The 25379-nt window shown below is 67.8% G+C and carries 24 protein-coding genes; 3 read left to right on the plus strand and 21 right to left on the minus strand.

Annotation, left to right across the window (positions count from 1 at the left end; genetic code table 11):
* Positions 1-12: 12 nt before the first annotated feature.
* The 5 genes from QVG61_RS00955 to QVG61_RS00975 are packed head-to-tail and all read right to left on the minus strand — an operon-like array spanning position 13 to position 5017.
* Entirely contained in the window at positions 13-2163 is a 2151-nt protein-coding gene (locus QVG61_RS00955) for a type IV pilus secretin PilQ (RefSeq protein ID WP_289931432.1), read from the minus strand.
* 18 nt (positions 2164-2181) lie between these two features.
* Complete coding sequence (locus QVG61_RS00960; RefSeq protein ID WP_289931433.1) at positions 2182-2724, minus strand: pilus assembly protein PilP; 543 nt, start codon at positions 2722-2724, stop codon at positions 2182-2184.
* Positions 2721-3365, minus strand: coding sequence for a type 4a pilus biogenesis protein PilO (locus QVG61_RS00965; RefSeq protein ID WP_289931436.1), 645 nt, complete (start codon positions 3363-3365; stop codon positions 2721-2723). Before QVG61_RS00965 ends, QVG61_RS00960 begins: the two co-directional genes overlap by 4 nt.
* Positions 3362-3940, minus strand: a complete 579-nt coding sequence (locus QVG61_RS00970; RefSeq protein WP_289931437.1) for a PilN domain-containing protein — start codon at positions 3938-3940, stop codon at positions 3362-3364. The genes QVG61_RS00965 and QVG61_RS00970 overlap by 4 nt, the downstream gene beginning before the upstream one ends.
* Positions 3941-3955: 15 nt before the next feature.
* Entirely contained in the window at positions 3956-5017 is a 1062-nt protein-coding gene (locus QVG61_RS00975; RefSeq protein WP_354671227.1) for a pilus assembly protein PilM, read from the minus strand.
* Positions 5018-5249: 232 nt separating this feature from the next.
* Between QVG61_RS00975 and QVG61_RS00980 the strand changes: the two genes are divergently transcribed.
* Both QVG61_RS00980 and QVG61_RS00985 read left to right on the plus strand, forming a co-directional pair.
* Positions 5250-7697 carry a penicillin-binding protein 1A gene (locus QVG61_RS00980; RefSeq protein ID WP_289931440.1) on the plus strand — a complete coding sequence of 816 codons (2448 nt, stop codon included), beginning with the start codon at positions 5250-5252 and terminating at the stop codon, positions 7695-7697.
* A 56-nt stretch (positions 7698-7753) separates the two neighbouring features.
* Positions 7754-8353: a hypothetical protein gene (locus QVG61_RS00985; RefSeq protein ID WP_289931445.1), complete on the plus strand. Its 600-nt coding sequence runs from the start codon at positions 7754-7756 to the stop codon at positions 8351-8353.
* A gap of 155 nt (positions 8354-8508) precedes the next feature.
* On the opposite strand, the gene QVG61_RS00990 is transcribed toward QVG61_RS00985, so the two are convergent.
* The 5 genes from QVG61_RS00990 to QVG61_RS01010 form a co-directional block, all read right to left on the minus strand.
* Entirely contained in the window at positions 8509-9762 is a 1254-nt protein-coding gene (locus QVG61_RS00990; RefSeq protein WP_289931446.1) for a malic enzyme-like NAD(P)-binding protein, read from the minus strand.
* A gap of 70 nt (positions 9763-9832) precedes the next feature.
* Positions 9833-11287, minus strand: a complete 1455-nt coding sequence (locus QVG61_RS00995; protein ID WP_289931447.1) for a M48 family metalloprotease — start codon at positions 11285-11287, stop codon at positions 9833-9835.
* 15 nt (positions 11288-11302) lie between these two features.
* A complete protein-coding gene (locus QVG61_RS01000; protein ID WP_289931448.1) occupies positions 11303-12127 on the minus strand; it encodes a thermonuclease family protein in 825 nt (274 codons plus the stop codon).
* A gap of 14 nt (positions 12128-12141) precedes the next feature.
* Positions 12142-12348, minus strand: a complete 207-nt coding sequence (gene rpmE / locus QVG61_RS01005) for a 50S ribosomal protein L31 (protein ID WP_289931450.1) — start codon at positions 12346-12348, stop codon at positions 12142-12144.
* A 114-nt stretch (positions 12349-12462) separates the two neighbouring features.
* Positions 12463-12810, minus strand: coding sequence for a DUF3135 domain-containing protein (locus tag QVG61_RS01010; protein ID WP_289931451.1), 348 nt, complete (start codon positions 12808-12810; stop codon positions 12463-12465).
* Positions 12811-13017: 207 nt separating this feature from the next.
* Here QVG61_RS01010 and rimO point away from each other — a divergent pair, with 207 nt between their 5' ends.
* The gene (gene rimO / locus QVG61_RS01015; protein ID WP_289931452.1) at positions 13018-14331 is read left to right on the plus strand and encodes a 30S ribosomal protein S12 methylthiotransferase RimO; all 1314 of its coding nucleotides are present in this window, start codon (positions 13018-13020) and stop codon (positions 14329-14331) included.
* Positions 14332-14461: 130 nt separating this feature from the next.
* Here rimO and hemW read toward each other — a convergent pair whose 3' ends face one another.
* From hemW to QVG61_RS01070, 11 genes are all read right to left on the minus strand, one after another.
* On the minus strand, positions 14462-15595 hold the full coding sequence (hemW, locus tag QVG61_RS01020; protein WP_289931454.1) for a radical SAM family heme chaperone HemW: 1134 nt from the start codon (positions 15593-15595) through the stop codon (positions 14462-14464).
* A gap of 371 nt (positions 15596-15966) precedes the next feature.
* Positions 15967-17364: a precorrin-3B C(17)-methyltransferase gene (gene cobJ, locus QVG61_RS01025; RefSeq protein WP_289931455.1), complete on the minus strand. Its 1398-nt coding sequence runs from the start codon at positions 17362-17364 to the stop codon at positions 15967-15969.
* Positions 17361-18482: a cobalamin biosynthesis protein gene (locus QVG61_RS01030; RefSeq protein ID WP_289931456.1), complete on the minus strand. Its 1122-nt coding sequence runs from the start codon at positions 18480-18482 to the stop codon at positions 17361-17363. Before QVG61_RS01030 ends, cobJ begins: the two co-directional genes overlap by 4 nt.
* Complete coding sequence (gene cobI, locus QVG61_RS01035; protein ID WP_289931457.1) at positions 18479-19246, minus strand: precorrin-2 C(20)-methyltransferase; 768 nt, start codon at positions 19244-19246, stop codon at positions 18479-18481. Before cobI ends, QVG61_RS01030 begins: the two co-directional genes overlap by 4 nt.
* Before the next feature lies 1 nt (position 19247).
* Positions 19248-20528, minus strand: coding sequence for a precorrin-6y C5,15-methyltransferase (decarboxylating) subunit CbiE (cbiE, locus tag QVG61_RS01040; RefSeq protein WP_289931458.1), 1281 nt, complete (start codon positions 20526-20528; stop codon positions 19248-19250).
* Positions 20521-21669, minus strand: a complete 1149-nt coding sequence (locus QVG61_RS01045; RefSeq protein ID WP_289931460.1) for a cobalt-precorrin-5B (C(1))-methyltransferase — start codon at positions 21667-21669, stop codon at positions 20521-20523. The genes cbiE and QVG61_RS01045 overlap by 8 nt, the downstream gene beginning before the upstream one ends.
* A 2-nt stretch (positions 21670-21671) precedes the next feature.
* Entirely contained in the window at positions 21672-22325 is a 654-nt protein-coding gene (gene bluB, locus QVG61_RS01050; protein WP_289931461.1) for a 5,6-dimethylbenzimidazole synthase, read from the minus strand.
* On the minus strand, positions 22322-22987 hold the full coding sequence (locus tag QVG61_RS01055) for a precorrin-8X methylmutase (protein ID WP_289931462.1): 666 nt from the start codon (positions 22985-22987) through the stop codon (positions 22322-22324). Before QVG61_RS01055 ends, bluB begins: the two co-directional genes overlap by 4 nt.
* Entirely contained in the window at positions 22984-23874 is an 891-nt protein-coding gene (locus QVG61_RS01060) for a sirohydrochlorin chelatase (protein ID WP_289931463.1), read from the minus strand. The genes QVG61_RS01055 and QVG61_RS01060 overlap by 4 nt, the downstream gene beginning before the upstream one ends.
* Positions 23871-24671, minus strand: coding sequence for a precorrin-4 C(11)-methyltransferase (gene cobM, locus QVG61_RS01065; RefSeq protein ID WP_289931464.1), 801 nt, complete (start codon positions 24669-24671; stop codon positions 23871-23873). Before cobM ends, QVG61_RS01060 begins: the two co-directional genes overlap by 4 nt.
* Positions 24668-25369, minus strand: a complete 702-nt coding sequence (locus QVG61_RS01070) for a CbtA family protein (RefSeq protein WP_289931465.1) — start codon at positions 25367-25369, stop codon at positions 24668-24670. Before QVG61_RS01070 ends, cobM begins: the two co-directional genes overlap by 4 nt.
* Between the last annotated feature and the right edge of the window lie 10 nt (positions 25370-25379).

Genomic DNA, 25379 nt, shown 5'->3' on the forward strand with positions numbered 1-25379 from the left:
CAACCAAATATGCTAGCGGGTGGACAGGCTTTCCTTGATGATCTTCGGGGTGACGAAGACCAGCAGCTCGGACTTGTCGTCGACCTTGCGGTCCTGGCGGAACATGAAACCGATGGCCGGCAGATCGCCCAGCACCGGGATCTGGTCCCTGGCCTCCTGCTTGGTGCGTTCGTAGATGCCGCCCAGGACCACGGTCTCGCCGTTGTCGACCAGTACCTGGGTCTCCACCGAGCGGGTGTTGATGCTCGGCACGCCCTCGTACACCTGGCCGACGTTGTCCTTGCGCACCACCAGATCCATGATGATGCGGTCGTCCGGGGTGATCTGCGGGGTCACGGTCAGGCCCAGCACGGCCTCCTTGAAGGACACCGTGGCGGCACCGCTGGAGGCGGCCTGCAGATAGGGGATCTCGACGCCCTGGATGATCTCCGCCTCCTGCTGGTCGGAGGTGATGACCCGCGGGCTGGAGATCACCTCGCCGCGGCCCTCGGCCTGCATGGCGGAGAGTTCGAGGCGCAGGAACTCGCGCCCGAGGCGGCCGATCAGCAGGTTCACCGCGCCCATGGGGTTGGTGACGCGCAGGTCGGTCATCAGCGCCTCGACGGGCGGATCGGAGTCGGCGGGATTGGTGATGAAGCTGCCATAGACCCCGCTCTGCGCCAGGTCGCCTTCCAGGCCGCCGCCGATGATGGTGGTGGTGGTGTTGGAGGTCTCCAGCCGGCCGACACCGAGACGGGCGCCGATGTCCTTGGCGAAGTCATCGTTGGCGATCACGATGCGCGACTCGATCAGCACCTGGCGGACCGGGATGTCCAGCCGGTTGATCAGCCGGCGGATGTCTTCCAGCTTGTCCGCGGTATCTTGCACCAGCAGGGTGTTGGTGCGCTGGTCGATGGATACCGAGCCGCGTTCGGAGAGCAGGCTGCTGCCTTCCTCGCCACGCAGCAGGGCTGCGATGTCCTTGGCCTTGGCATAGTTGATCTGGATGTATTCGGAATACAGCGGGGCCAGTTCCTCGATCTGCTTCTGGGCCTCGAGTTCGAGCTTCTCACGGGCGGCGATTTCCTCGCTGGGGGCGACCAGCATGACATCATCGTTCTTGCGCATCGCCAGGCCCTTGGTCTTGAGGATGATGTCCAGGGCCTGATCCCAGGGCACGTTTTGCAGCCGCAGGGTGAGATTGCCGGTCACCGTGTCGCTGACCACGATGTTGGTGCCGGTGAAGTCGGCGATCAGCTGCAGTACGGAGCGTACCTCGATGTCCTGGAAGTTGAGCGACAGGCGTTCACCGGTGTAGCCGATCTTCTCGCGCTTGCGCTGTTCCAGCTCTTCCTTGGTGGCCTTGCTCACCTCGATCACGAACAGGTCGTTGGTCTGGTAGGCGACATGGTCGAAGTCGCCCGTGGCGCTGACCACCACGCGGGCGTTGTTGCCTTGGCTGAAGGTGTCGACGGTCTTCACCGGGGTCGCGAAGTCGAGCACGTCCAGCCGGCGGGCCAGCTCCTGCGGCAGCTTGACGTCGATGAAATCGACCACCACCTGCTTGCCTTCCTGGCGGATGTTGACGGCCGTGGAGGGGTCGGAGAGCTTGACCAGCACGCGTCCCTCTCCCTTCTCGCCGCGGCGGAAGTCGATGTTGTCGATGCTGGGCACGGCAGCGACCTGGCCGCGGGCCTTGAGCTGGGCGACCGGCTTGGTTTCTGCCGGGGCAGTGCTGGCGGCAGCAGCAGCGGCGGCGGCCGCGGCGGGATCGGTCAGGGTGAGAATGATGTTGTTGCCGGAAACCTTGGTCTCATAGGGCGCCAGCTCGACCAGATTGAGCACCACCCGGGTACGTCCCTTGGCCTCGACGGCGGTCAGGCTCTTGGCCAGGCCGACGCCGATGGTCTGCGAGCGCCTGGGCAAGCGGTTGACCGTGTTCGGCAGGTCCAGCGCAATCCGCGCCGGGTTGTCGATGGTAAAGCTCAGCGGCTGGGGGGCCGGCTTGCTGAGCTTGAGGATCACCTGGACGCGGTTGCCGGGCAGCGAGCCGATGTCGATACCCTCCAGGGTGTTCGGTTCGCCGGCCTGCAATGGCAGGCTCAGCAGCGTCGCCGCTGCCAGCAGCGCGGCCGCCAGCAGTCGGGCGGCAGAGAAGATACGGGCGTTAAATGTGTGGCTCATCTCGTTCCCCCCATGGGATCATTCGCTCAGTGCGAGGGTAGCCGGTCGTTCCATCCAGCCGCCCAGCCCATCCGGTATGATTTCAGTCAATTCGATTTCGTATTCGGTGATGCGGGTGATCTTGCCATGGTTCTTGCCCAGATAGTTGCCGGGCTTGACGCGATGGATGGTGCCATCGCTGGTCTGTACCAGGCCCCAGGCCTGGCCGCCCTGTTCCAGGGTGCCGACCATGCGCAGTGAATCCAGGGGATAGTCCTCCAGCGCCTCGCGCGGCCGGTTGGCGTCCGGGTGGATGCCGGAGCTGGTGCTGTCCGGGCCGATCTCCGCCAGCTGGCCGACCTCGCCCGGCGAGAAGGGGCTGCGCAGGTTGCCGGCCTGGTAGAGAAAGGTCTCATAGGGCTTGAACTCGGGCAGCGGTTCGATGCGCGCCTGCTGACGTGAGCGCACTTGCTTGACCCAGGCCTCGAGATCCCTGGTGTCGTATTGGCTGCAGGCGCCGAGGACGGCGCTGCAGGCCAGCACCAGGATGGTGCGCATCATCGGGCGGCGCTGGCGCATCATGGCTGCCCCCCCTCTTCGTCTTCTTCCAGGTAGCGATAGGTCTTCGCCGTCAGCTCCATGACCAGGGCCTCGGCGCCTTTCTCCTTCTCGCCCGTGTCGCCGTTGCCGGCCGTCTTCTCGACCGGCTTGATGGAGACATCGTGGATGGTGACGATGCGCGGCAGGGCGGCCACGCCGCTGACGAAGGCGCCGAATTCATGATAGCGACCCTTCACGCGGATGCTGATCGGCAGCTCGGCGTAGAAATCCTTGGGGATCTCCTCCTGCGGGCGGAACAGCTCGAATTCCAGGCCGCTGGCCAGTCCGGTCTGCGAAACGTCGACCAGCAGGTCGGCCACCTCGGTCTTGTTCGGCAGCTGGCGCAGCATGGTGCCGAAGCTCTGGCGCATCTCCTCGAGCTGCTGTTCGTAGGCCTTGAGGTTGGTCGCCATCGCTGCCTTGCGTTCGAATTCGCTCTTCAGCTCGGCCTCCTTGCGCTCGGCCTGTTCCAGGCGCAGCTGCTGGTCCTTGACGTCGAACCAGTAGCCGAGGAACAGCACCACCACGAAGACCAGGACGACCAGAAAGACGCGTGCCGCCAGCGGCCAGTTGGGGATGTTGCTGAAGTCCAGGTCGTTGATGTCGATTTCCGACAGGTTCATGGGGTTCCTCCCATCGCGTCCTCGCCCTCGGCCTGCGGCGTCTTCTGGGTGGCGAGCAGCGTGAACTTGGCGACCCGGCGGCGGTCGATGATCTCGGTTTCGATGACCTCCAGGCGGGGGTTGCCCAGCCACAGGGAGTTGTCGATGTTGCGCATGTAGGCGGAGACGCGGGCGTTGGATTCCGCCTTGCCCTCCAGGGTCAGCAGGGTACCCTTCTGTTCCAGAGCGGTGAGGTAGACGCCATCGGGGATGGTGCGTACCAGCTCATCCATCAGATGCACGCTGAGCGGACGGTTGCTCTGCAGTTCCTGGATGACGTTCATGCGCGCCAGCAGCTTGGACTTGGTCGATTCCAGGTCCTTGATCTTCTCGATCTCCTTGTTCAGCGAGGCGATCTCGCGCTGCAGGAAGCTGTTGCGGCCCTGCTGGCCTTCGATGAAGCTCTCCATCTGCATGTGGGCCAGGCCCCATACCAGGGCCCCCAGTACGGCGACGCCACCGACGATGAAGGCATATTCCTGCTGCTGTTCTTTGCGCTTCTTCTCGCGCCAAGGTAAGAGGTTGATATGTGCCATAGTCCGTCGAGCTCCTTAACGCGGGCCAAAACTCCTCAGGGCGAGTCCACAGGCAATCATCAGGGCAGGTGCGTCATTGCTGAGGGTCGGTGCCTTGATGCGCGGAGCCAGCGACATGTTTGCGAAGGGGTTGGCGATCAGGGTCTCGATGCCGATGGTTTCCTGGATCAGGGCGTCCACGCCCGGGATCGAGGCGCTGCCACCAGCCAGGATGATCTGATCGATGCTGTTGTACTGGCTGGAGGAGAAGAAGAACTGCAGCGAGCGGTTGACCTGCTGGGCCATGGCCTCCTTGAAGGGTTCCAGCACCTCGGTCTCGTAGCTGTCCGGCAGGCCGCCCTGGCGCTTGGCCATGCCGGCCTCCTCGTAGGACAGGCCATAGCGGCGCATGATCTCCTCGGTCAGCTGCTTGCCGCCGAACACCTGATCACGGGTATAGATGATCTTCAGGTCGTGCAGCACGTTGAGGGTGGTCATGGTGGCGCCGACGTCGACCACGGCGACGGTTTTCTCCATGCCCTGGTCCGGCAGCTGTTCGGCAAGCAGGGCGAAGGCGTTCTCCAGCGCATAGGCCTCGATGTCGACGATCTCCGCCTCCAGGCCGCCGGCCTCCACCGCGGCGACACGCATCTCCACGTTCTCGCTGCGCGAGGCGGCGAGCAGCACGTCGACGGTATCCGGGTTGTTGGCGGAGGGGCCGAGCACCTCGAAATCGCGGTACACCTCCTCCAGGGGGTAGGGGATGTACTGGTCCGCCTCCAGGTCGATCTGCGCCTCCATCTCCTGGTCGCTGAGCGAGGCGGGCATGGGGATCACCTTGGTGATGACGGAGGAGCCGGCCACGGCCACCGCGGCACTCCTGGCCCGGGTCCCGGAGCGCTTCACGGCGCGGCGCACGGCCTCACCGACGGCGTCGGCATCGGTGACGCTCTTTTCCACCACCGAATTCGGCGGCAGCGGTTCCACCGCATAGCTCTCGACGCGGTAGCGGTCACCTGCTTGGCTTAGTTCGAGAAGTTTGACGGCAGTGGAGCTGATGTCCAGCCCGACCAGCGGCGGTTTCTTCCTTTTCAGCAGTTGCGCAAGCTGCACATCGGTGTCCTTTGGTTTACTTTAATATAATCCATGTGTTGCGCTGGAAATATGCTTTAGCGCATTAGAGGCCATGCCCAAATATTTGTCAACCAAGTGTGCCCGGGGTGCCAATGGGTTACGATTCAGCGTATCGGAAGTTTTATACTTTCCTTTATAGTTCAATACATGATTCCTTTCACATCCTGAACATTTCCTGGATACAACAATTCTCGGTATGAAAATCTTGCGGGTCCTTCTTGCCGCGCTGGCCACTGTCACCCTGCTGGGGGGCATGGCCGCCGCGGCGACCTATTTCTATCTGACACCCAGGCTGCCGCCGGTGGAGGCACTGCGCGAGCTGCGCCTGCAGGTGCCGCTGCGGGTGTACAGCGCCGATCGGCAGCTGATCGCCGAGTTTGGCGAGAAGCGGCGGGTGCCGGTCAGGTACGAGGACCTGCCGCAGCAGGTGATCCAGGCCTTCCTCGCCGCCGAGGACGACCGCTTCTTCGATCATCCGGGGGTCGACTACCAGGGGCTGATCCGCGCCGGGGTGTCGCTGCTGCGCACCGGCGAGAAGCGTCAGGGAGGCAGCACCATCACCATGCAGGTGGCGCGCAACTTCTTTCTTAGCAGGGAGAAGACCTATCTGCGCAAGCTCACCGAGATCCTGCTGGCGTTGAAGATCGAGCGCGAGCTCAGCAAGGAGCAGATTCTCGAACTCTATCTGAACAAGATCTATCTCGGCCACCGCGCCTACGGCGTGGGCGCTGCGGCCAAGGTCTATTATGGCCGCGATCTGCGCGACCTGAGCCTGCCGCAGATCGCCATGATCGCCGGCCTGCCCAAGGCGCCGTCGCGGGACAACCCGGTGAGCAACCCGGCGCGGGCCATCGAGCGCCGCAACTACGTGCTGGGCCGCATGTACAGCCTGGGCTACATCGACGCCGAGACCTACCGCGCGGCGTTGCTGATGCCGGACGATGCCCGGCTGCACAAGGTGGGCATCGCGGTGGAAGCGCCCTTTGCCGCGGAGATGGTGCGTGCCGAGATGGTGCGGCGCTTCGGCGAGGCGGCCTATACCCGGGGCTACAGCGTCTATACCAGCCTCGACAGCGCTCGCCAGGCGGCCGCCAACAGGGCCCTGCGCGAGGCGCTGCTGGCCTACGACCGGCGGCACGGTTACCGCGGACCCGAAGCGCGCATCGAGCTGGCCGCGGATGCCGGGCCAGCGGACATCGCCGCTCGCCTCGAAGGGGTGCCGGTCTATGGTGACCTGTTCCCGGCCATCGTGGTGGCCGTCGAGGACAAGGCGTTTTCGGCGGTGCTGCGCAACGGCGAACAGGTGCAGGTCGAGTGGGAAGGACTGTCCTGGGCGCGGGCCTACAAGGGGCGTGACCGGCTCGGTCCCAGGCTGAAGCGGGCCGCCGAGGTGGTGCAGCCGGGCGACCGGGTACGCCTGCGCTACCATGACGACGCCTGGCGACTGTCCCAACTGCCGGCGGTCGAGGGCGCGCTGCTCTCGGTGGACCCAGACAGCGGGGCCATCCAGGCCCTGGTGGGCGGCTTCGACTTCTACCGGTCCAAGTTCAACCGTGCCGTGCAGGCGCGCCGTCAGCCCGGGTCCAGCTTCAAGCCGATCATCTATTCCGCGGCTCTGGAGAAGGGCTTTACTCCGGCCAGCATCCTCAACGATGCGCCCGTGGTGTTCGACGATCCGGCGCTGGAACGGGTCTGGCGGCCCGAGAACTACAGCGGCCGTTTCTATGGTCCGACCCGGCTGCGCGAGGCGCTGACCCATTCCCGCAACCTGGTCTCGATCCGCCTGCTGCGCGCCATCGGCGTGCCCTACGCCATCGAATATGCCCAGCGCTTCGGCTTCCGGCCGGAGCAGCTGCCGGCCAATCTGTCGCTATCGCTAGGCAGCGGCAGCGTCAGCCCGCTGGACATGGCCCGCGCCTACTCGGTGTTCGCCAATGGTGGCTTTCGCATCGAGCCCTATCTCATCAGCCGTATCCTCGACGCCGACGGCACGCCGCTCTACGAGGCCGATCCCGCCGTCGCCTGCCGCGAATGTGAAGCGGCGGACGCCGAACGCCCGTTGCCGGTCGCGGCGTCCGCGGAGACGACCACCGACGGGCCGGCCGCGGCGGCGGTGGACGAGGCCGCCGGGCCGCAGCCGCCAAGGCGTGCCGAACGGGTGATCACGGCCCAGAACGACTGGCTGATGCTGTCCATGCTGCAGGACGTCATCCGCCGTGGCACCGGGCGGCGCGCCCTGCAGCTCGGGCGCCGCGACCTGGCCGGCAAGACCGGCACCACCAACGACCAGCGGGATGCCTGGTTCTGTGGCTTCACTCCGGCGTTGGTCACCGTCAGCTGGGTCGGTTTCGACGAGGTGGCGCCGCTCGGCCGGCGCGAGACCGGCAGCCGCGCCGCCCTGCCGATGTGGATCGCCTACATGCGTGAGGCCCTGAAGGGGGTGCCGGAGATCCAGCGCGATCCGCCAGCGGGACTGATCAGCGTGCGCATCGACCCGGCCACCGGCCTGCTGGCCGGCGCCGATCAGCGCGACGCCATCTTCGAGACCTTCCGCGAGGAGAACGTGCCGCGTCGGCTGGCCGTGCCGCCGGGCATCCACGAGGGCGAGGCGGGGGCCGACGAGGGCAGTGACGCCCTGTTCTGAAGGGCGGCGGGGGCGGTGACATGGCAAAGGGCGGCCCATCCACACGTGATCGGCAGATGCGGCTGCGCATCGCCCAGGAGGCGGCGCGGCTGATCGCCACCGAGGGGGTGCGCGATTTCCTGGTCGCCAAGCGCAAGGCGGCGGCCCGGCTCGGCGCGCCCGACACCCACAACCTGCCGCGCAACACCGAGGTCGAGGCCGAACTCGGCGCCTACCAGCGGCTGTTCCAGGCGGCCAGCCAGCCGCAGCGACTGCGCAGGCTGCGCGAGGCGGCGCTGGCGGCGATGCGCTTCTTCGCGGACTTCTCGCCGCGCCTCACCGGTTCGGTGTTGAGCGGCACCGCCGGGGCGCATTCCGACGTCAATCTGCATCTGTTCGCCGACACCCCGGAGGCGGTCATCCTGCAGTTGATCGATGCCAATATCCCCTTCGAGGATGATGAGCGGTGTTTCCGCTTCGGTCGTGGCGAGGAGAGCGAGAGTCTGCCGACGCTGCGTTTCCTGGCCGACGACATCAGCATCGAACTGGTGATCTTCCCCGGCAGCGGCCTGCGCCAGGCGCCGCGCAGTCCGCTCGACGGCCGGCCGATGGAACGGGCCAATGCCGCTCGGGTCGAGGCCCTGCTGGCCGGCGGGGAACAGTGCCTGTTCGATTGATTCCGGGTTTTCTGCACCGAACCCTGGCGACAGGAACACCACCCGATCGCGGCCTGGAGGCCGCTCCTACAAGGGCACGGCGGCGCGATTTGCTGTAGGAGCGGCCTCCAGGCCGCGATCGGGGTACCGCCGGAATCGCGGCGAGACCGCCGCGCCTACAAGGGCGCCGCTGGGTAGTGCGCCGGATAGGGCGCGCGTGCCGCGCCGCTGTCCACCGCGGCACGGGCAATGGCTGGCGGCACGAAGTCCATCAGCCGCGGGTCGAGCGGCTTGGGAATGATGTAGTCGGGACCGAATTCCAGATGCTCGAGCCCGTAGGCCGCCAGCACCTCGGCCGGCACCGGTTCCCGGGCCAGGTTGCGCAGAGCGTGCACCGCCGCGACCTTCATCGCCTCGTTGATCTCCCGCGCGTGCACGTCCAGGGTGCCGCGGAAGATGAAGGGGAAGCCGAGCACGTTGTTGACCTGGTTCGGGTAGTCGCTGCGCCCGGTGGCCATGATCAGGTCGTCGCGCGCGGCCAGGGCCAGCTCGGGGCGGATCTCGGGGTCCGGGTTGGAGAGAGCGAACACCACCGGCCGCGGGGCCATGCTTTTCAACATCTCGGCGGAGAGGATGTCCGGTCCCGAGACGCCGATGAAGACATCGGCCCCTTCCATGGCGTCGGCCAGGCTGCGCTTCCCGGTCTCCACGGCGAAGGCCTGCTTGTATTGGTTGAGGTCGTCGCGGCCGCTGTGGATCACGCCCTTGCGGTCGATCAGCAGCATCCGCGCGCGGTCGGCGCCGAGCGCCAGCAGCAGCTTCATGGAGGCGATGCCGGCGGCGCCGGCGCCGACGCAGACGATGTCGGCCGTCTCGATCGATTTGCCCTGGATCTCCAGGGCATTCAACAGCCCCGCGGCGATGATGATGGCGGTGCCGTGCTGGTCGTCGTGGAACACCGGGATGTCCAGTGCCTCGATCAGCCGGCGCTCGATCTCGAAGCAGCGTGGCGCGGCGATGTCCTCCAGGTTGATGCCGCCGAAGGTGGGGGCGATGCGCCGCACCGTGTCCACGAAGTCGTCCGGATTCTCGGCGTCGACCTCGATGTCGAATACGTCGATGTTGGCGAAGCGCTTGAACAGCACCCCCTTGCCCTCCATCACCGGCTTGCCGGCCAGGGCGCCGACGTTGCCCAGCCCGAGCACCGCGGTGCCATCGGTGATCACCGCCACCAGGTTGCCCTTGGCGGTGTAGCGGTAGGCGTCCGCCGGGTTCTCGGCGATGGCGCGCACCGGCTCGGCGACACCCGGGGTGTAGGCCAGCGCCAGGTCGTCCTGGGTGTCGCAGGGCTTGGTCACCTCGATGGCGATCTTGCCGGGGACGGGGTCGGCATGGTAGGCGAGCGCGCGGCTCTTGAGGTCGTCGGTCATGGCTGCGGGGCTTCCTTGGGGACTCGGCTTCGTTGCAGGGAGGGCAATGATAGCAGGATCGGCGCGGCGGTCACTCGACCACCTTGAGCCACTGGCCGGGACGGGGCTCGCCGTCCGGATAGAGGCCGTTGAGCAGGCGCAGCCGTTCCTCGGGATGATTGGGGATGGCCGAGTCGCGCGCCAGTTCGGCGAAGCGGGTATTCTCCTCCGCCCGGATCAGGCGGATACGCAGGGCCCGTGCCAGGGGTTGTTCCGCCTCGCTGAGCGGATGGAAGCGCCTCGCCGTGGCCAGCACCCGGGCGTCGTAGCGGTAGGGGTCGCCGCCGGGGTCGGCGCCGCCGATGAACAGAAGCGCCTTGTCGCCGCGGAACAGCACCAGGTAGCGCAGCGGCAGACGGCCCTTGGCGGTGTCGGTCTCGGCGATGGCGGTGTAGCCGGGGAGGCCGAGGTGTTCGATGGCCTCGCCGTGGCTGAGTCGCTTCAGTCCGAGGCGGCGGATCAGGAACTCGCGCGGCGTCAGGCGACGGTTGAGATCGGTCATGCTGAACTGGATGAAACCGTCGCGCGCCGGCGGGATGGCCAGCAGCCGGTCGGGCTGGTTGTGCAGGGTCCAGCCGGCCGGGAACTCGAGCGCCAGATCCAGCGCCCGGTGGTAGAAGTGGTTGCCACGGCGGATGCCCTCGCGTTCGCTGTCGCCGAATACCAGGCCGTCGATGGCGTGCAGGAAGGTCTGCCGCTCACGGCGCCCGCCGTTGGCGGTGAGGCGTCCGGCGGCGGCGATCACCGTCTGCAGCCGCCGGTCGTTGTCGGGATGGGTGGCGAACAGGCCATGGTAGCTACGCGGTTCGCGGCCCTCCTCCTTGGCCAGCCGGCGCTCGAAGGTCTCCTGGGCCTTGAGCACCCGGATCACGTCGAGCATGGCCGAGGGGTCGTAGCCGCTGCGCGCCAGGTATTCGGCACCCAGGCGGTCGGATTCCAGTTCGTGCTCCCGGCCATAGCCGCGCACCAGGGCGGTACCGGCCAGGTTGGCCAGGTCGCCGGCAGCGGGGAGGCCGCTGCGACCGGCGATGACGGCGCCGAGCACACCGGTGGCAGTGGCCATGCTCTGCTGACGCACCGCGTGGCGGGCGGTGACATGGCCGATCTCGTGGGCCAGCACGGCGGCCAGCTCGGCCTCGGAATTGAGATAGGCGATCAGCCCGCGGTGGATGTAGATGTAGCCGCCGGGCAGGGCGAAGGCGTTGACGTCCGGGCTGTCCAGCACCGTGAAGCGGTAGATGAGGCCGGGACGGTGGCTGTGGCTCGCCAGGCGTTCGCCGATGCCCTGCACATAGGCGGCCAGTTGCGGGTCGTCGTAGGCCGGGATCTCCTTCAGTACCTGCGGATGCAGCCGGCGGCCGAGGGCGATCTCCTGGTCTTCCGACATGAGCACGAAGTCGGCCTTGCCGGTGACCGGATTGGTGGCGCAGCCGCCCAGCCCGAGCAGCAGCAGGGCGGTGAGCAGCAGGGGGACGAGGCGGGGCATGGCGGGGCTCGGGTTTCAGTCGTCGCTGGACAGTATACGCAGCGCATCCGGGTGGTGAAGGGTCATCCGCGGCTGGCCGCGGCGCGGATAGACCCAGCCCTGAACCTCGATCGTCCTGCCGGGCAGGGTCTCGAACCGTATCCCCCGGAAATGCTCGAGGGCGTCGCGCGGGATGCGCAGCGCCAGCCCGCCCTCCAGGTTGATCCAGCGCGCCGAGTGGCTGTCGCCGATGCGGCTGACCCGCCCCCGAAGCCGTCGGTAGCCGCGCGTGGCAGCCGTCAGATCGCGGCTGGGGATGGGGCGCCAGGCCGGTTCGCCCCAGACGCCGCGGCCTGCCTCCCGTGCGCTGCGGGCGAGGCTGGCATAGCAGTCGTGCTGCCAGAGGTTGGGCGGGATGCTGATGTGGAAACCGGCACCCTCGGCGAGCAGCCGGGCGGTCAGGTTGCGGCCGTCGGCGAGAAAGGCGTGGGCCAGCAGCCGGCCGTGCCGGTCGCGGGCCTCATGGCCGAGACGCAGGCCGATGCGACGTCCGTTGCTCGAGATCAGCCGGCGCAGGCGGTCGCGGGCGGCGCGCGCCCCGGCCTCGTCGGCTGCGCCATCACGGCCGAGTTCGGGGGTATTGATGCCGATCAGCCGCAGGTGACGGCCATCGCCAAGGATCAGGGTGTCACCATCGATGACATAGCGGACAGGGGCCCGCTGGTCGATCCGTTGCGTCGGGCAGTCACTCGCAGCGATGACCGGTGGGGCGGTGGCGAGCAGGGCCAGACAACAAAAGAGGGCGCGACCGGCAGGCTGCGCCCTCTCTCGATATGGCTGTTTCCCGCCGGCTGCGGGCATGGGTCCCGGCCCGGCTATTTCTTCATGCCGTACTTGCGGCGGAACTTGTCCAGGCGGCCGCCGGTGTCGACGATCTTCTGCTTGCCGGTATAGAAGGGATGACACTGCGAGCAGACCTCGATGTGCAGATCCCGGCCCGCGGTGGAACGGGTCTTGAAGGTATTGCCGCAGCTGCAGGTAACGGTGATCTCGTCGTATGCGGGATGGATGTCCGGCTTCATGTTGTCATCCTCGGTTCAAAATCGTAGCCCCGCGGCGCGCCCGGCCACGGCGGAAAGGTCGGCGATGATACGTGATTCCCCCCGGGCCGGCAAGCCCTGCCGGCCCGGGCCGGCTCAGGCGCGAGGGAGGAAGGCGACGACGTCACCCGCCGGGCGCGGGCCGCGCGGCCGGGGCGTCTGGCCGAGGGCCTCCAGCAGGCCGCCGTGGCCGGTGATCCGGTCCCACATCATCTCGTTCATGCGGATGCAGGCCGCCAGCGGCGTGGCCGAGGTCTTGCGTACCTGGTCGAGTTTCCACTGCAGGCGACGCAGGCGGGTCTGGTTGCGCTTGGGGGCCCTGCGGATGGCCGCTTCGATGACCGCTGCGCGGCGTGCCTCGAACTGCTCCGGATCGCTGCGGGCCAGCTTCGACCAGTGGTCGAAATCGAAAACGGGTGGGTTCTCAAGACTGCCGGTATTCATGGTTCGTCTCCCGTCTGTGCCGTGGCGTGCCACGGTTTGTTATTGTTGTGCCCTTCAAAATCTACCATGGCCCCCCTGGGAAGTCATGCTTTTGACGCCTGAAATATGACGCATGCCCAAAAAACGTGAATAAGATATTGTTTCTATTGAATCTTGATAAGCTGTGGATAAGTTGGGCCGGCGTGGCGGTCAAGGCGGGAGGACGGTATGGCGACTGAACAGCCGAGCATCGGTTTCGTCAGCCTGGGTTGTCCCAAGGCCCTGGTGGACTCGGAGCGGATCCTCACCCGGCTGCGTGCCGAGGGCTACGCCATCGTCTCCGACTACGCCGGTGCCGACCTGGTGGTGGTCAACACCTGCGGTTTCATCGACAGCGCCGTGGCCGAGTCGCTGGAGGCGATCGGCGAGGCCGTTGCCGAGAACGGCCGGGTGATCGTCACCGGCTGCCTCGGCGAGCGGGCGGACGAGATCCTCGCCGCCCATCCGCAGGTGCTGGCGGTGACCGGCGCCCATGCCTACGAGGCGGTGATGGAGGCGGTACACCGCCATCTGCCGCCGCCCGAGGATCCCTTCACCAGCCTGCTGCCGCCGGGCGGCATCAAGCTCACGCCGCGCCACTATGCCTATCTGAAGATCGCCGAGGGCTGCAATCACCGCTGCAGCTTCTGCATCATCCCCGCCCTGCGCGGTGACCTGGTCAGCCGCCCGGCCGGTGAGGTGCTGGAGGAGGCGGAGGCGCTGGCCTCGGCCGGGGTGCGGGAGTTGCTGGTGGTGTCGCAGGATACCAGCGCCTATGGCGTCGACCGCCGCTATGCCACCAGCTTCTGGGGCGGGCGGCCGGTCAAGGGGCGACTGCTCGATCTGGCCCGTCACCTCGGCGAGCTGGGGGTCTGGGTGCGGCTGCACTACGTCTACCCCTATCCGCACGTCGATGCGCTGATCCCGCTGATGGCCGAGGGTCGGATCCTGCCCTATCTGGACATTCCGCTGCAGCACGCCAGCCCCGAGGTGCTCAGGGCCATGAAACGGCCGGCCAGCAGCGAGGACGCGCTGCGGCGCATCGAGCAGTGGCGCGGGATCTGTCCCGAGCTGACCCTGCGCAGCACCTTCATCGTCGGTTTCCCGGGTGAGACCGAGGCCCAGTTCGAGGAGCTGCTGGCCTTCCTGGAGGCGGCACGGCTCGACCGGGTCGGTTGTTTCGCCTATTCACCCGTCGAGGGGGCGGCGGCCAATGCCCTGCCCGATCCGGTGCCGGAAGCGGTCAAGCAGGAGCGCCTGGAGCGACTGATGGCGCTGCAGGCGCGGGTCAGCGCCGCGCGCCTGGCCGAGAAGGTGGGACGGCGGATGCAGGTGCTGGTCGATGCCGTCGACGAACAGGGCGCCATCGCCCGCAGTGCCGCCGATGCCCCGGAGATCGACGGCCTGGTGTTCGTGGACGACGCCGGGCTCAAGGTGGGGGAGTTCGTCGAGGTGGAGATCACCGAGGCCGGCGAGCACGACCTCTGGGCGGTCAGGGTCTGATAACACCGTGCCAATCGCGGCCTGGAGGCCGCTCCTACCATGGTGCCGCCATGCCCCGTAGGAGCGGCCTCCAGGCCGCGATGGGGCAGGCAGGATGTCCAAAATATCGAATATCCGGGCCTAGGAGGGATCAGTCTGGCAGCAGGTCGGCCAGCAGGTCGTCGAGGAAGCGCCGGCCGCGGGGCGTCGGTCGGATCCATTCACCGGTTTCCAGCAGACCCTTCTCGGCCGGCCGCTGCAGCGCGCTCTCCAGGGGCTCGACCGGCAGGCCGGTCGCGGCGCGGAAATCCTCCCGCCGGAAACCGCTCTCCAGGCGCAGGGCGTTGAGCAGGTACTCGAAGAGGATGTCCGTCTCGCCGAGGATCTGCTCCGAGGCGATGCGTTGCGGCGTGGCGGCCGTCTGCAGATAGCGGCGTGGGTGGCGCTGCTTGGCATAGCGGCGGATCTGTCCGCTGGCCGCGTCGGTCAGCTTGCCATGGGCCCCGGCGCCGATGCCGAGGTAGTCGCCGAAACGCCAGTAGTTCAGGTTGTGTTGGCAGCCGTGGCCGGGGCGGGCCCAGGCGGAAACCTCGTAACGCGCATAGCCGGCCTCGGCAAGGCGCGCCTGTCCGGCGTCCTGGATGGCGGCGATGAGGTCGTCGCCGGGCAGTGCCGGCGGGTGGCGGTGGAACCAGGTGTTGGGTTCCAGGGTGAACTGGTACCAGGAGAGGTGCCCCGGTTGCAGGGCGAGGGCGGTGTCGAGGTCGGCCAGTGCCGCGTTCTGTGTCTGCCCGGGCTGGCCGAACATCAGGTCGAGGTTGATTCGTTCGAAGCCGGCCGCTCGGGCCTCGTCCACGGCCTGCAGCGCCTGGCCCCGGTCATGGATGCGGCCGATGCGGGCGAGCTGGGCGTCGTCGAAGCTCTGTACGCCGATCGACAGCCGGCTCACGCCGGCGGCGCGGTACTCGGCGAAGCGGCCCCGTTCCAGGGCGCCCGGGTTGGCTTCCAGGGTGATCTCGGCATCGGGGCGCAGGCTAAGACGGCTGCGGATGCCGGACAGCAGGCGGTCGACGGCCTCGGCCGGCAGCAGGCTGGGTGTGCCACCGCCGATGAAGACGGTCTCCACGGTGCGTCCCCAGACCGCTGGCAGCTCCTGCTCGAGATCCGCCAGCAGGGCCGCGACATAGGTGTCTGCGGGGATCTCGCCGCGCAGCTCATGGGAGTTGAAGTCGCAATAGGGGCACTTGCGCAGGCACCAGGGGATGTGGACATAGAGTGAGAGCATGTTCGGTTGGGGTTGGTCCGCATTTTGACGAAGGATTCGGGTTTCAGGGCGAATCTGGCCAAGCTGCTTTGCCAGAGTCGGCCTGACATCGAACAGGTGCAAACTGTAACCCGCCCGGAGGACCTTTCATGGCCTGGCGTCCTGGGATTGCAGCTCGACCCCCGTTCATGCCGGCCGCCTTGGTGCAATATCCGGGCTAAAAGCCTCATTCAGAGTTTACCAGGCGCTCCGGATCAAGGCGTGCTCCGCAGGGAATGGCCGACCTTGCCAAGAGGTTCAATGCAGGGTCGGGCTGCCTGGCAAGCTCGCTGCGGGCGGGCCACGGCGGCTTTCCAGGCATGAAGGTCAGTGGCGGCAACGGGTACGAGCGGTCACTGGGTGGCTCCGTTCAAGGCGTTTTCCTCAGAGGGGGCATTGGACAATGACGTAAACCCAGCTGCCCGTGGTTTGGTCAGCGCTTGCCAGGCATGGACGTAGGCTTGCTGCTGCCAGTGTTTATCCTTCCCGGCAAGCGAAAGGGCGAAAACCTTCCGGCCGGCGGCATCCAGGAAATGCACTGCGCTTTCGGTCTCGGCACGGCGCAGGAACCATGCCTGCCCGAGTCGTGGCAGCTCGATCTCCAGGCTGAACTGCGGGGCTTCCAGGCGCAGCCGGTCGCCATCGAGCAGGAAGACAGGATTGTCCACTGTCAGCCGGCATTCCGCGCCGGTCCCGCTCGCCACCCGGGCGTGCAGCCGCCCCCACTGCGCAGCCGCTTCGAGGAGGTCGTCGATGCGCGCCCCCTGGACCCGGGCGGCGGACCAGGCGCCCGCGCCGCCGTCGCCTTCGCTCTCTGCGATGGCGGAGAGGATCTCGCCCAGCGGCGCATCGAAGTGGCGGGCGGCCTCTTCAGGGGTCCGTATCGGATCCTCGCGCAGCCATGCGCGCGCGCAGGCCTTCCAGTTTTCCAGGCCCATGCGCAGCGAGCGGCCGGCCTGCTCGCCCTCGCGGACCGCGCCGGTTTCGGTGTCGTACTTGTTGCCGTAACCGCGCGGCGTGATCATGAGGCCGTGCCGCGCATATGTCTGGCTGTTGCCGATCAGCACGGTGGTCAGCATGCCAATCTTGCACTCCGCCATCTCTTTCAGGGTGACGAGCTGAATATCCTGTTTCTGCCGGTAGGCCGACTTGACGATGGCCACCGGCGTATCGGGTTTGCGGTAGCGCAGCAGAATGCGTTGTGCCTCGACGATCTGCTGGGTCCGACGGCCGCTCTTGGGATTGTAGAGCGCCACCACGAAATCGGCCCGGCCGGCCGCATCCAGCCGTCGGGCGATGCGCGGCCAGGGCGTCAGCAGATCCGACAGGGAGATGGCGCAGAAATCGTGGGTCAGGGGGGCGCCGATCAGGGACGCGGCGGCATTGAGTGCCGTGGCCCCGGGTATCACTTCCACTTCGATGTCACTTCCGGGTTCCCACCCGGCGGCGAACAGGGTCTCGTACGTGGGGCCGGCCATGCCATACACGCCGATGTCACCCGATGAGACCAGGGCCACCGTCTTGCCCTGCCGGGCACGCTCCCAGGCTTCGATACAGCGATCGATTTCCTCGGTCATGCCCTTGCGGACCACTTCCTTGCCATCGAGCAGGTCCCGCACCAGATTGATGTAGGTGGCATAGCCGATCACCGTATCGGCCTCGGCAATGGCCTCGCGGGCCCGTTGAGTCATGTGCTCGGCGCTGCCGGGCCCGAAGCCCACCAGCAGAATCTTGCCCTTGCGCGTGTTCATGCGTCCTCCAGCCAGGCGATGGATACGGTGGCATTGCGGCCATCGGGGCCGCGATGCTTGTGTTTTTCGATCAACAACCGGCGCATGTCGCCACCGGCCAGAATCAGGGCGGCGGCCTCGGCCACCGATGGCGTGCCCATGTATTTGCGTACCGTCTCCGAGGGATTGGGCACTTCGATCCGTGCCAGTTCGTCCGCGGTATGGAAATGCAACTTCCAGCCATGACGCTCGGCAACGCGCAGCAGGCCGGCTTCGTCCGACTTGCGATCGATACTGCCCGCTGCGACGACCACCTCCGGCCCCCGATCCAGTCGGGCCAGGGCATCGCTAATGGCGGTTTCGATGGTCTCGGCGGGGGTGTCCCTGTCACAACCCAGCCCCAGGACGACACGCACGGGCGGTCGATAGATCACCAGTCCGGGATGGTCTTCCCGCAACCCCGCCGGCACCTCGCGATGGGTTATCCACAGCAGGGTGTCATACCGCTTGCGATCCACTGCTTCCAGACGATCATGACGATGAATATTGTCCGGCAGCGGTTTGTCTGCCGGCCACCAGGCCGTGGTGCCACATTCCTGCACCAGGGCCACCGGCTCTCCATTGACCACATCGGCGGCCGCATGCACCAGCGCCTCCCGTGAGGCCGACACCTGCCAGCCCCACTCCCGGCCCAGAATATCCACCGGCAGGGTACCCAGCGACTCGGAGGCCGTGGTCAGCACCGGCAGGGCGCCCAGCACGCCGGCCAGCTTCTCGGCAAAGGCATTGGCGCCACCGAGGTGCCCGGACAGCACGGGAATCACGAAACGACCGGCATCGTCCACCACCACCACGCCCGGATCCACGTCCTTGCCCTTGAGGTGCGGAGCGATCAGGCGCACGGCGGCGCCGATGGAGAACACGAACACCAGCTGGTCGAACTCGCGAAACAGCGTGCCGATGGCACCACCGAACGGCGGCTTGATGGGATGCACCTCGTTCGGCACATCCCTGGCCTCATCCGCAAAACGGGCACTGATGAACAGGGCGGCCTCGGGCAGGGCGGGGCCAAGTGCCGCCAGCCGCTTGGCGCCATGACGGGTAATGGCGACCATGGCGACGCGTTCGGCGGCGCTCATCGGGCCGCCTCCCGGGTCTTTTTCCGGCAGCCGCGGACGATGGGTCCGCGGCTCCGATGCGGATTGCGCACCAGGATCAGCGAGAGGTAGTTCACCGTCTCGCCCCGAAGGCTCGCCAGATCGAGCACCTTCCGCTCCTCGGGCGTGCCGGCCCGCTCGATGAAGGCGCTGTGCGGGAGCAGGCCGCGCTTCTCGAGCAGGTCCAGCAGGTCGTCGAGCACCGGCTTGACCTTGAGCAGCACCAGGGTGTCGAAATCGGCCAGCAGGCGGTCGATCATCTCGACCCCGTAGCCGGCGGGCACGATGGCCAGGGTGTCGTCGGTCTCCGCCAGCGGCATCCCCAGACCGGCGGCGGCGGCGTTGAAGGAGGACACCCCCGGCACGGTTTCGATCTCCACCCCGGCATCGAGGGAGGCGACGGTTCGGGCCAGGTGGCCGAAGGTGGCATAGGTGGACGCGTCGCCCTCCACCAGGAACAGCACGTCCTCGCCGCGGCGCAGACGTTCGAGCACCGTCTCCGCGGCCCGCAGCCAATGGCGCGCCAGCTTTTCCGCGTCGTGGGTCATGGGAAAGACCAGCGCGGTGTGTTCTTCCGGCAGGGGCAGGCCGGCACGCAGGGCGATGTCCAAGGCGAAGCTGTCGCTTTTGGCGCTGCGCACCGGGTAGGTCCAGTGGGCGTCGCCGGTGAGCAGTTCCCAGGCCCGGCGGGTGATCAGGCCGGGATCGCCGGGGCCGACGGAGACGCCGTACAGTTTGCCTTTCATCTCAATCCTCTCTCCGTTGTGCACCGATGATCCACACCGGCGTCTCCGGCGCCAGCCGTTGCATGTCCAGGATGGGCTTGTTGCGGCAGACCGAGAGCTGGCAGAGTTCCCAGTCCGCTTCCCGTTCCTTCAGGCGGGTGACGGCGCGGTGCATGTTCTCCAGGGTGACGAAGTTCATGACCAGGCGCCCGCCGGGCCGGAGGCGCGAGAGCGCGATGTCGATCAGTTGTTCCAGTTCGCCTCCGGAGCCGCCGATGAAGACGGCATCCGGATCGGGCCAGCGGTCCAGTCCCTCGGGGGCCCTGGCATGGGTGAGGCGATAGTTAGTGAGGCGGAACCGGCGCTGGTTGCGGCGGACGATGGCGGCGTCCTCGGCGTTCTTTTCGATCGCGAAGACGAAGCCGTCCGGACACAGGCGGGCCGCCTCCATGCCGACGGAGCCGGAGCCGGCGCCGATGTCCCAGACGATGCTGTCGCGGCGCAATGCCATCCAGGCCAGCGACACGGCCCGCACCTCGCGCTTGGTGATCAGGCCGGCTCGCGGTTTGCGCTGGTGGTAGGCATCGTCGGCGAGCCCGAACAGCACCGGGGCAGGCAGGGCGGCGCGGGGGCGCAGGATCACGACGTTGGGGTCGCCGAAACGGCGATCCCTGATTTCGGACGCCGGCAGGAAACCGGTCACCCGTTCCCCGGGCAGCAGCAGCCTTTCCGCGACGGCCATTTCGTATTCGTCGGCCAGCGACACGGCATCCAGCATGCGCGCGATGCGTCCGGGACCGTTTTCCGGACTGGTGAAGACGGCCAGCAGGTCGCCGCGCCGGATTGCCTGCAACAGGGGGTAGAGGCCGTGTTCGGGGCCGGCGTCCGCGTGCCATTCCCCCGTGTCCTTGCCGTGGATGGAAAAGATGCGGGCATCCTGCCAGGCGACACCCAAACGCGCGAAGGCCAGCTGCACGACTGAGGTGTTGGGCAGCACGCGGCAACGTTCGCGTCCCAGCTTGCCGATCAGGTAGCGGGCGATGCCGTGGCAGAGCGGGTCGCCGGTGGCGAGCACCACCACCTGCCTGCCTTGCGCCAGGCCCTCTTCGATCCATTCGGGCACCCGGCCCAGGGCGCCGGAAAGATCCCTCGTCTCGCACTCCGGCCGGATCTCTGCCGCGAACAGCGCCAGGGTGCGGGTGTGGCCGATCAGCAGGTCGGCGCCGCGGATCGAGTCCAGCGCGGCCCGGCTGAGCCCTTCGGCGCCGTTGTCGAGGACGCCGACGATGTGGCATTCAGGCATCCCGGACCTCCGCCATCTTGTTGCCCTCGAAGTCGCAGATCAGCACCCGCAGGCGGAACTTGCCCGGGTAGCGGGCGCTCAGCGTGGCGATGACCCGGCGGCCCAGGATCTCCAGGAAGCGGGCATCCAGGCCGATCTCCGCGAGCCGCTCCAGCGCGAAGCGCGCCGTGTTCGCCTCGCGGATGGTCTTGCACAATGCCTCGCCGGCGCCCGCCTCGGCGGCGATCTCGGCGACCAGGTCCGTGTTCACCGGATTGCGCCCGGCATGGGTGATGGTCTCGCCCTGGGCCATCTTCACCAGCTTGCCCACCATGCCGCCGATCACGACCTTGGGGATGCCGTTCTCCACCACGGCATCCAGCGCCGGTTTGAGAAAGTCGCCCATCTGCACGAAGCAGGCGGGCGCAAGCTGGGGCAGCTCCCGCATGACGAACTTCTCGGTGCGGCCGCCGGTGGTCAGGACCACGGTGTCCTGTCCCTGCCGGGCGGCGACCTCGATGCCCTGGATCACGCTGGCCCGGAAGGCGGCGGTGGACCAGGGATGGACGATGCCCGTGGTGCCGAGGATGGAGATGCCGCCGACGATGCCCAGGCGGCCGTTCAAGGTGCGCTTGGCCATCTTCTCGCCGTCCGGCACCGAGATGGTCACCTCGATGCCGTGCGTTTCCAACAGTGCCGCCCCGGCCTCGGCGACGTTCTCGCAGATGTTCTTCCGCGGCACGGGGTTGATGGCCGGCCCGCCCACTTCCAGGCCCAGGCCGGGCTGGGTCACGGTGCCCACGCCGGGACCGCCCCGCAGGACGATCTCGCCGGGACGGTCCGGCAGCAGGCGCAGGTCCGCCGTCAGCCGCGCACGATTGGTGACGTCGGGGTCGTCGCCGGCGTCCTTGACCACCACGGCATGGGCAGAGGTCTTTGTGGCGCGGCCCTCGCTGACCGCGAAGGTCACTTCCTTGCCGTTGGGCAGCCGGCAGCGGATCCGCGCCGGCACGCTTCCGGTCACCAGCCCGGCGGCCGCGGCGCGGGCGGCGGCCGCCGAGCAGGCGCCGGTGGTGAAGCCGGTGCGGTTGCCGCGCTTCTTCTTCCGCCCGCGCGGGCCGGAGGCCTTGGGCCGGGTATCCTCCGTGGCCAGGGGCTGCATGCTCACCATCGGTCGTAGTGGATCAGTTCATCGATCGGCAGGCGGGGCAGCCAGCCGGCCTTTTCCAGTTCCGGTTTTTCGTGGAAGCCGCTGACGTGGCCGACGCAGAGGTAGGCGATGGGCACGATGCCTTCCGGAATGCCGAGGACCTCCTTCAGCCGGTCGGGATGGAGGATGCTCACCCAGCCGACGCCGAGGTTTTCCGCCCGCGCCGCGAGCCAAAGGTTCTGCACGGCGCAGACCGTGCTGTAGAGATCCATCTCGGGCTGGCTGGTGCGGCCGATGACCGGCCCGCCGGTGCGGCTGCGGTCGCAGGTGACCACCAGCCCCAAGGGCGCCTCCAGGATGCCCTCCAGCTTGAAGGCGCGGTATTTCTCCCGCCGCGCCTCGTCGAACATTTCCGCGGCTTCCCGGTGGGCCGCCTCGAAATCCTCCTTGATGCGCCGGCGGATGGCGCGGTCGCGCACGATGATGAAGTCCCAGGGCTGCATGAAGCCGACGCTGGGGGCGTGATGGGCGGCGTCCAGGAGCCGGCGCAGCACTGCCTCGTCCACCGGGTCGGGGAGGAACTCGCGGCGGGTGTCGCGGCGGTGGTAGAGCACCTTGTAGAACCCCGCGCGCTCGGCCGGGGTGATCTCGGGCCGGATGCCGCTCATGACGCCTGTCTTGCCTTCTCGGCCTCGGCCAGCAGCGCGTGGATGGCGGCGACCACCAGGGTGGAGCCGCCCTTGCGGCCCTCGGTGATGATCCAGGGTAGATCACTGAGGGCGGCGATCGCCGCCTTGGACTCGGCGGCGGAGACGAAGCCCACCGGCATGCCGATGACCAGCGCCGGGCGGGCGCCTTCTGTCTCGCACAGCCGCTTGACCTCCAGCAGGGCGGTGGGGGCGTTGCCGATGGCGACGATGCCGTCCGTGAGCAGGCCCAGCCGGTGCGCCTTGCGCATCGCCTGCACGGCGCGGGTGCTGTTCTCGGCCTTTGCACTGGCGATCACGTCCTCGTCCGAGATGAACTGGTGGGTGTCGATGCCGAAATGGGCCAGGCGGGGTTTCGACAAGCCCACGCAGATCATCTCCACGTCGGCGACGATGGGCCGGCCGCGCAGGATGGCGTCGATGCCGGCCTGCACGGCATCGGGATGGAAGCGGGCCAGGCCGTTGAACTCGAAGTCTGCCGTGGCGTGGATCATGCGCCGGACCAGGGGCCACTGTTCGGCGGTATAGCCGTGCGGGCCGGCCTCGCGGTCGATGATGGCGAAAGAATCGTGCTCGATCTGCCGGCCGGCCTGGGTCAACTGTTCGGTGATGCGCTCGCTCATTTCGGAAGGGCCTCCGTCTCAATGTCTTGGGCATGGCCGTGATCGTGGTGATGGGGGTGTCCGTGGCCCTGTTCCTCGGCCAGGCTGCGGTAGCGGCAGCCGTCGCATTCCATCCGGACAGGCTGCTGCGCGGGCAGCTCGCCCGCGGCCTCGCGCACGCGCGCATCCAGCAACGCGAAGATCTCCTCCTCGAAGCCGAAGTAGTCGGCGCAGGCGAAGGCGATATGCGGATACTGGCGCTCCAGCCGGGCCACCTGGCGGCGGATGCGCTCGATGAGAGTGCCGGTGAAGAGGTAGTAGGGCAGGACGGCGATCTGGGTCATGCCCAGCCTCGCCTGGCGCTGCACGACGGCCTCCAGGCGGGGGTGGGTGATGCCGGTGAAGGCGATGTCCACCAGCTCGTGATCGCCTTCCTCGAACAGCCAGCGCGCCATCTTCGCCACCTCGCCGTTGGCCGCCCGGTCGGAGGCACCCCGGCCGAGCAGGATGACGCCGGTGGTGCGCGGATCCGGATGATCCAGGGCGCCCATGGCGCTGCGCAGCCTGCGTTTCAGGATGGCGAGGATCTTCTCGTTGGCGCCGAGGTGGCGGGCGTACACGAACTCGACGTCCGGGTGTCTGCCCCGCGCCTGCTCGATGTGGTGCGGGATCTCCATCTTCACATGCCCGGCCGCATTCAGGATCAGGGGCACCACGATGACCCGCCCGGCGTCGCCGGCGGCGCGGTCGAGTCCTTCGTCGAGCAGCACCTCGGCGAACTCGATGAAGCAGGTCTCGATGCGCCACTGGGGATTGGCCGCGGCCCAGCGGCGGGCGAATTCGAGGATCTCCTCGTTGGCCGCAGGCAGGCGCGAGCCGTGGCCGACCAGCAGGATGGTGGCATTCAAGACGTTTCCCCCTTCGCCGCAATCGCCTTGCGAAAACGGTGGCTGAATCGTTTGTCGTAGAGTTTCGAAGTCTTCACTTCTTTCCGGCCGCGCGCGCCCAGGGCGGGGCTGACGATGATCATGGCCTGGCTGTGGATCCTCGACGCCTTGCATCGCTCGCGGATGTCGGCGAGCGTGCCCCGGACGATCTTCTCCTCGCCCGGCCAGCTCGCTTTCTGCACCACCAGCACGGGGCAGTCCTCGGACCAGCCGGCCGCCAGCAGGGCCTCCCGGATCTTCTTGAGCAGGGTGATGGAGAGGAACAGACACAGGGTGCAATGGTGCCGGGCCAGTTCCTCCAGCGACTCGCCCTCCGGCATCGGCGTGCGTCCTTCGACCCGGGTGAGGATCACGGTCTGGGTGACTTCGGGCAGGGTCAGGGTTTCCCTGGCCGCGGCCGCCGAGGCCATGGCCGAGGAGACGCCGGGCACCACGCCAGCCTCGATGCCGGCAGCGTCCAGCGGCCGGAGCATCTCGATCAGCGCGCCGTAGAGGGTGGGATCCCCGGTCTGCAGCCGCACCACCGTCTCGTGCCGGGAGGCCCGGCGAATCAGCCAGCCGGTGATCTCCTCCAGGGTCATGCCCCTGGAATCGGCGACCTCGCATCCTTCCGGGGCCCAGCGCAGCACGGCCTCGGACACCAGCGATCCGGCGTACAGGATGGCGCCGGCGCGCTCGAGCAGGCCGCGGCCCTTGACCGTGATCAGCTCCGGGTCGCCGGGACCGGCGCCCACGAACCAGACCTTGCCGGGCGTCATGGGGAGAGGCGGCGGTGGAAGAAGCCGTAGAGCCCGCCGAGGGCCAGCCAGAAGGCGGCATTGGTGAGCAGGGCGGCCGTCTCGAAGGAGTCGATCAGCGCTTCCGGCGCCAGGGCCTGGTGAACCTCGGGCCGGGGGGCGCCGGCCAAGTGCGGCAGTGCCAGCAGCGCGGCCCCGCCAGCGCGGGCGATCCAGCCGCGGCCGAAGACCAGCAGGGCCAGTCCGGCCGCCGTGGCCGCCGCCGCGCCGGTCCACCACAACTGGCGGTCGCGCAGCGCCGCGGCCTCGGTGCCCGGCAGTTCCGGCGGCAGGCCGAGGGTGGGCGCGAGATAGAAGACGACGAACCCGGCCGCGCCCCAGGCGAGTCCGCTGCGCCAGTCCGGGTCGGTGCCCCGCAGGGTGATGGCCGCGCCGAGCAGCAGGGCGAAGCCCAGGGCGATCACCAGATTGGCCGCGGCGGTGAAAAGCAGGCGTTCCATGCCGTCTTCCGGCTGCCAGCCGTCCTCCGTTTCCCCGTGGCCGTGGTCGGCCGCCGCGGGATGATCGTGCGCCGCGCCGCCGGCCGCCGCCTCGTAGGTTTCCGCCTCGAGAATCGCCGGGACGACCTCGATCTGCTGGAGCAGGGTGAGCAGCAGGCCCGCCGAGAGGGCGGCGAAGGCGGCGGCCGTGAAGAGGCGCCGGAACCGGCTTCCGGTCATGGTGCGGGCC

Origin of the sequence: Thiohalobacter sp. IOR34, assembly GCF_030406045.1 — a bacterium.
GTDB lineage: Bacteria > Pseudomonadota > Gammaproteobacteria > Thiohalobacterales > Thiohalobacteraceae.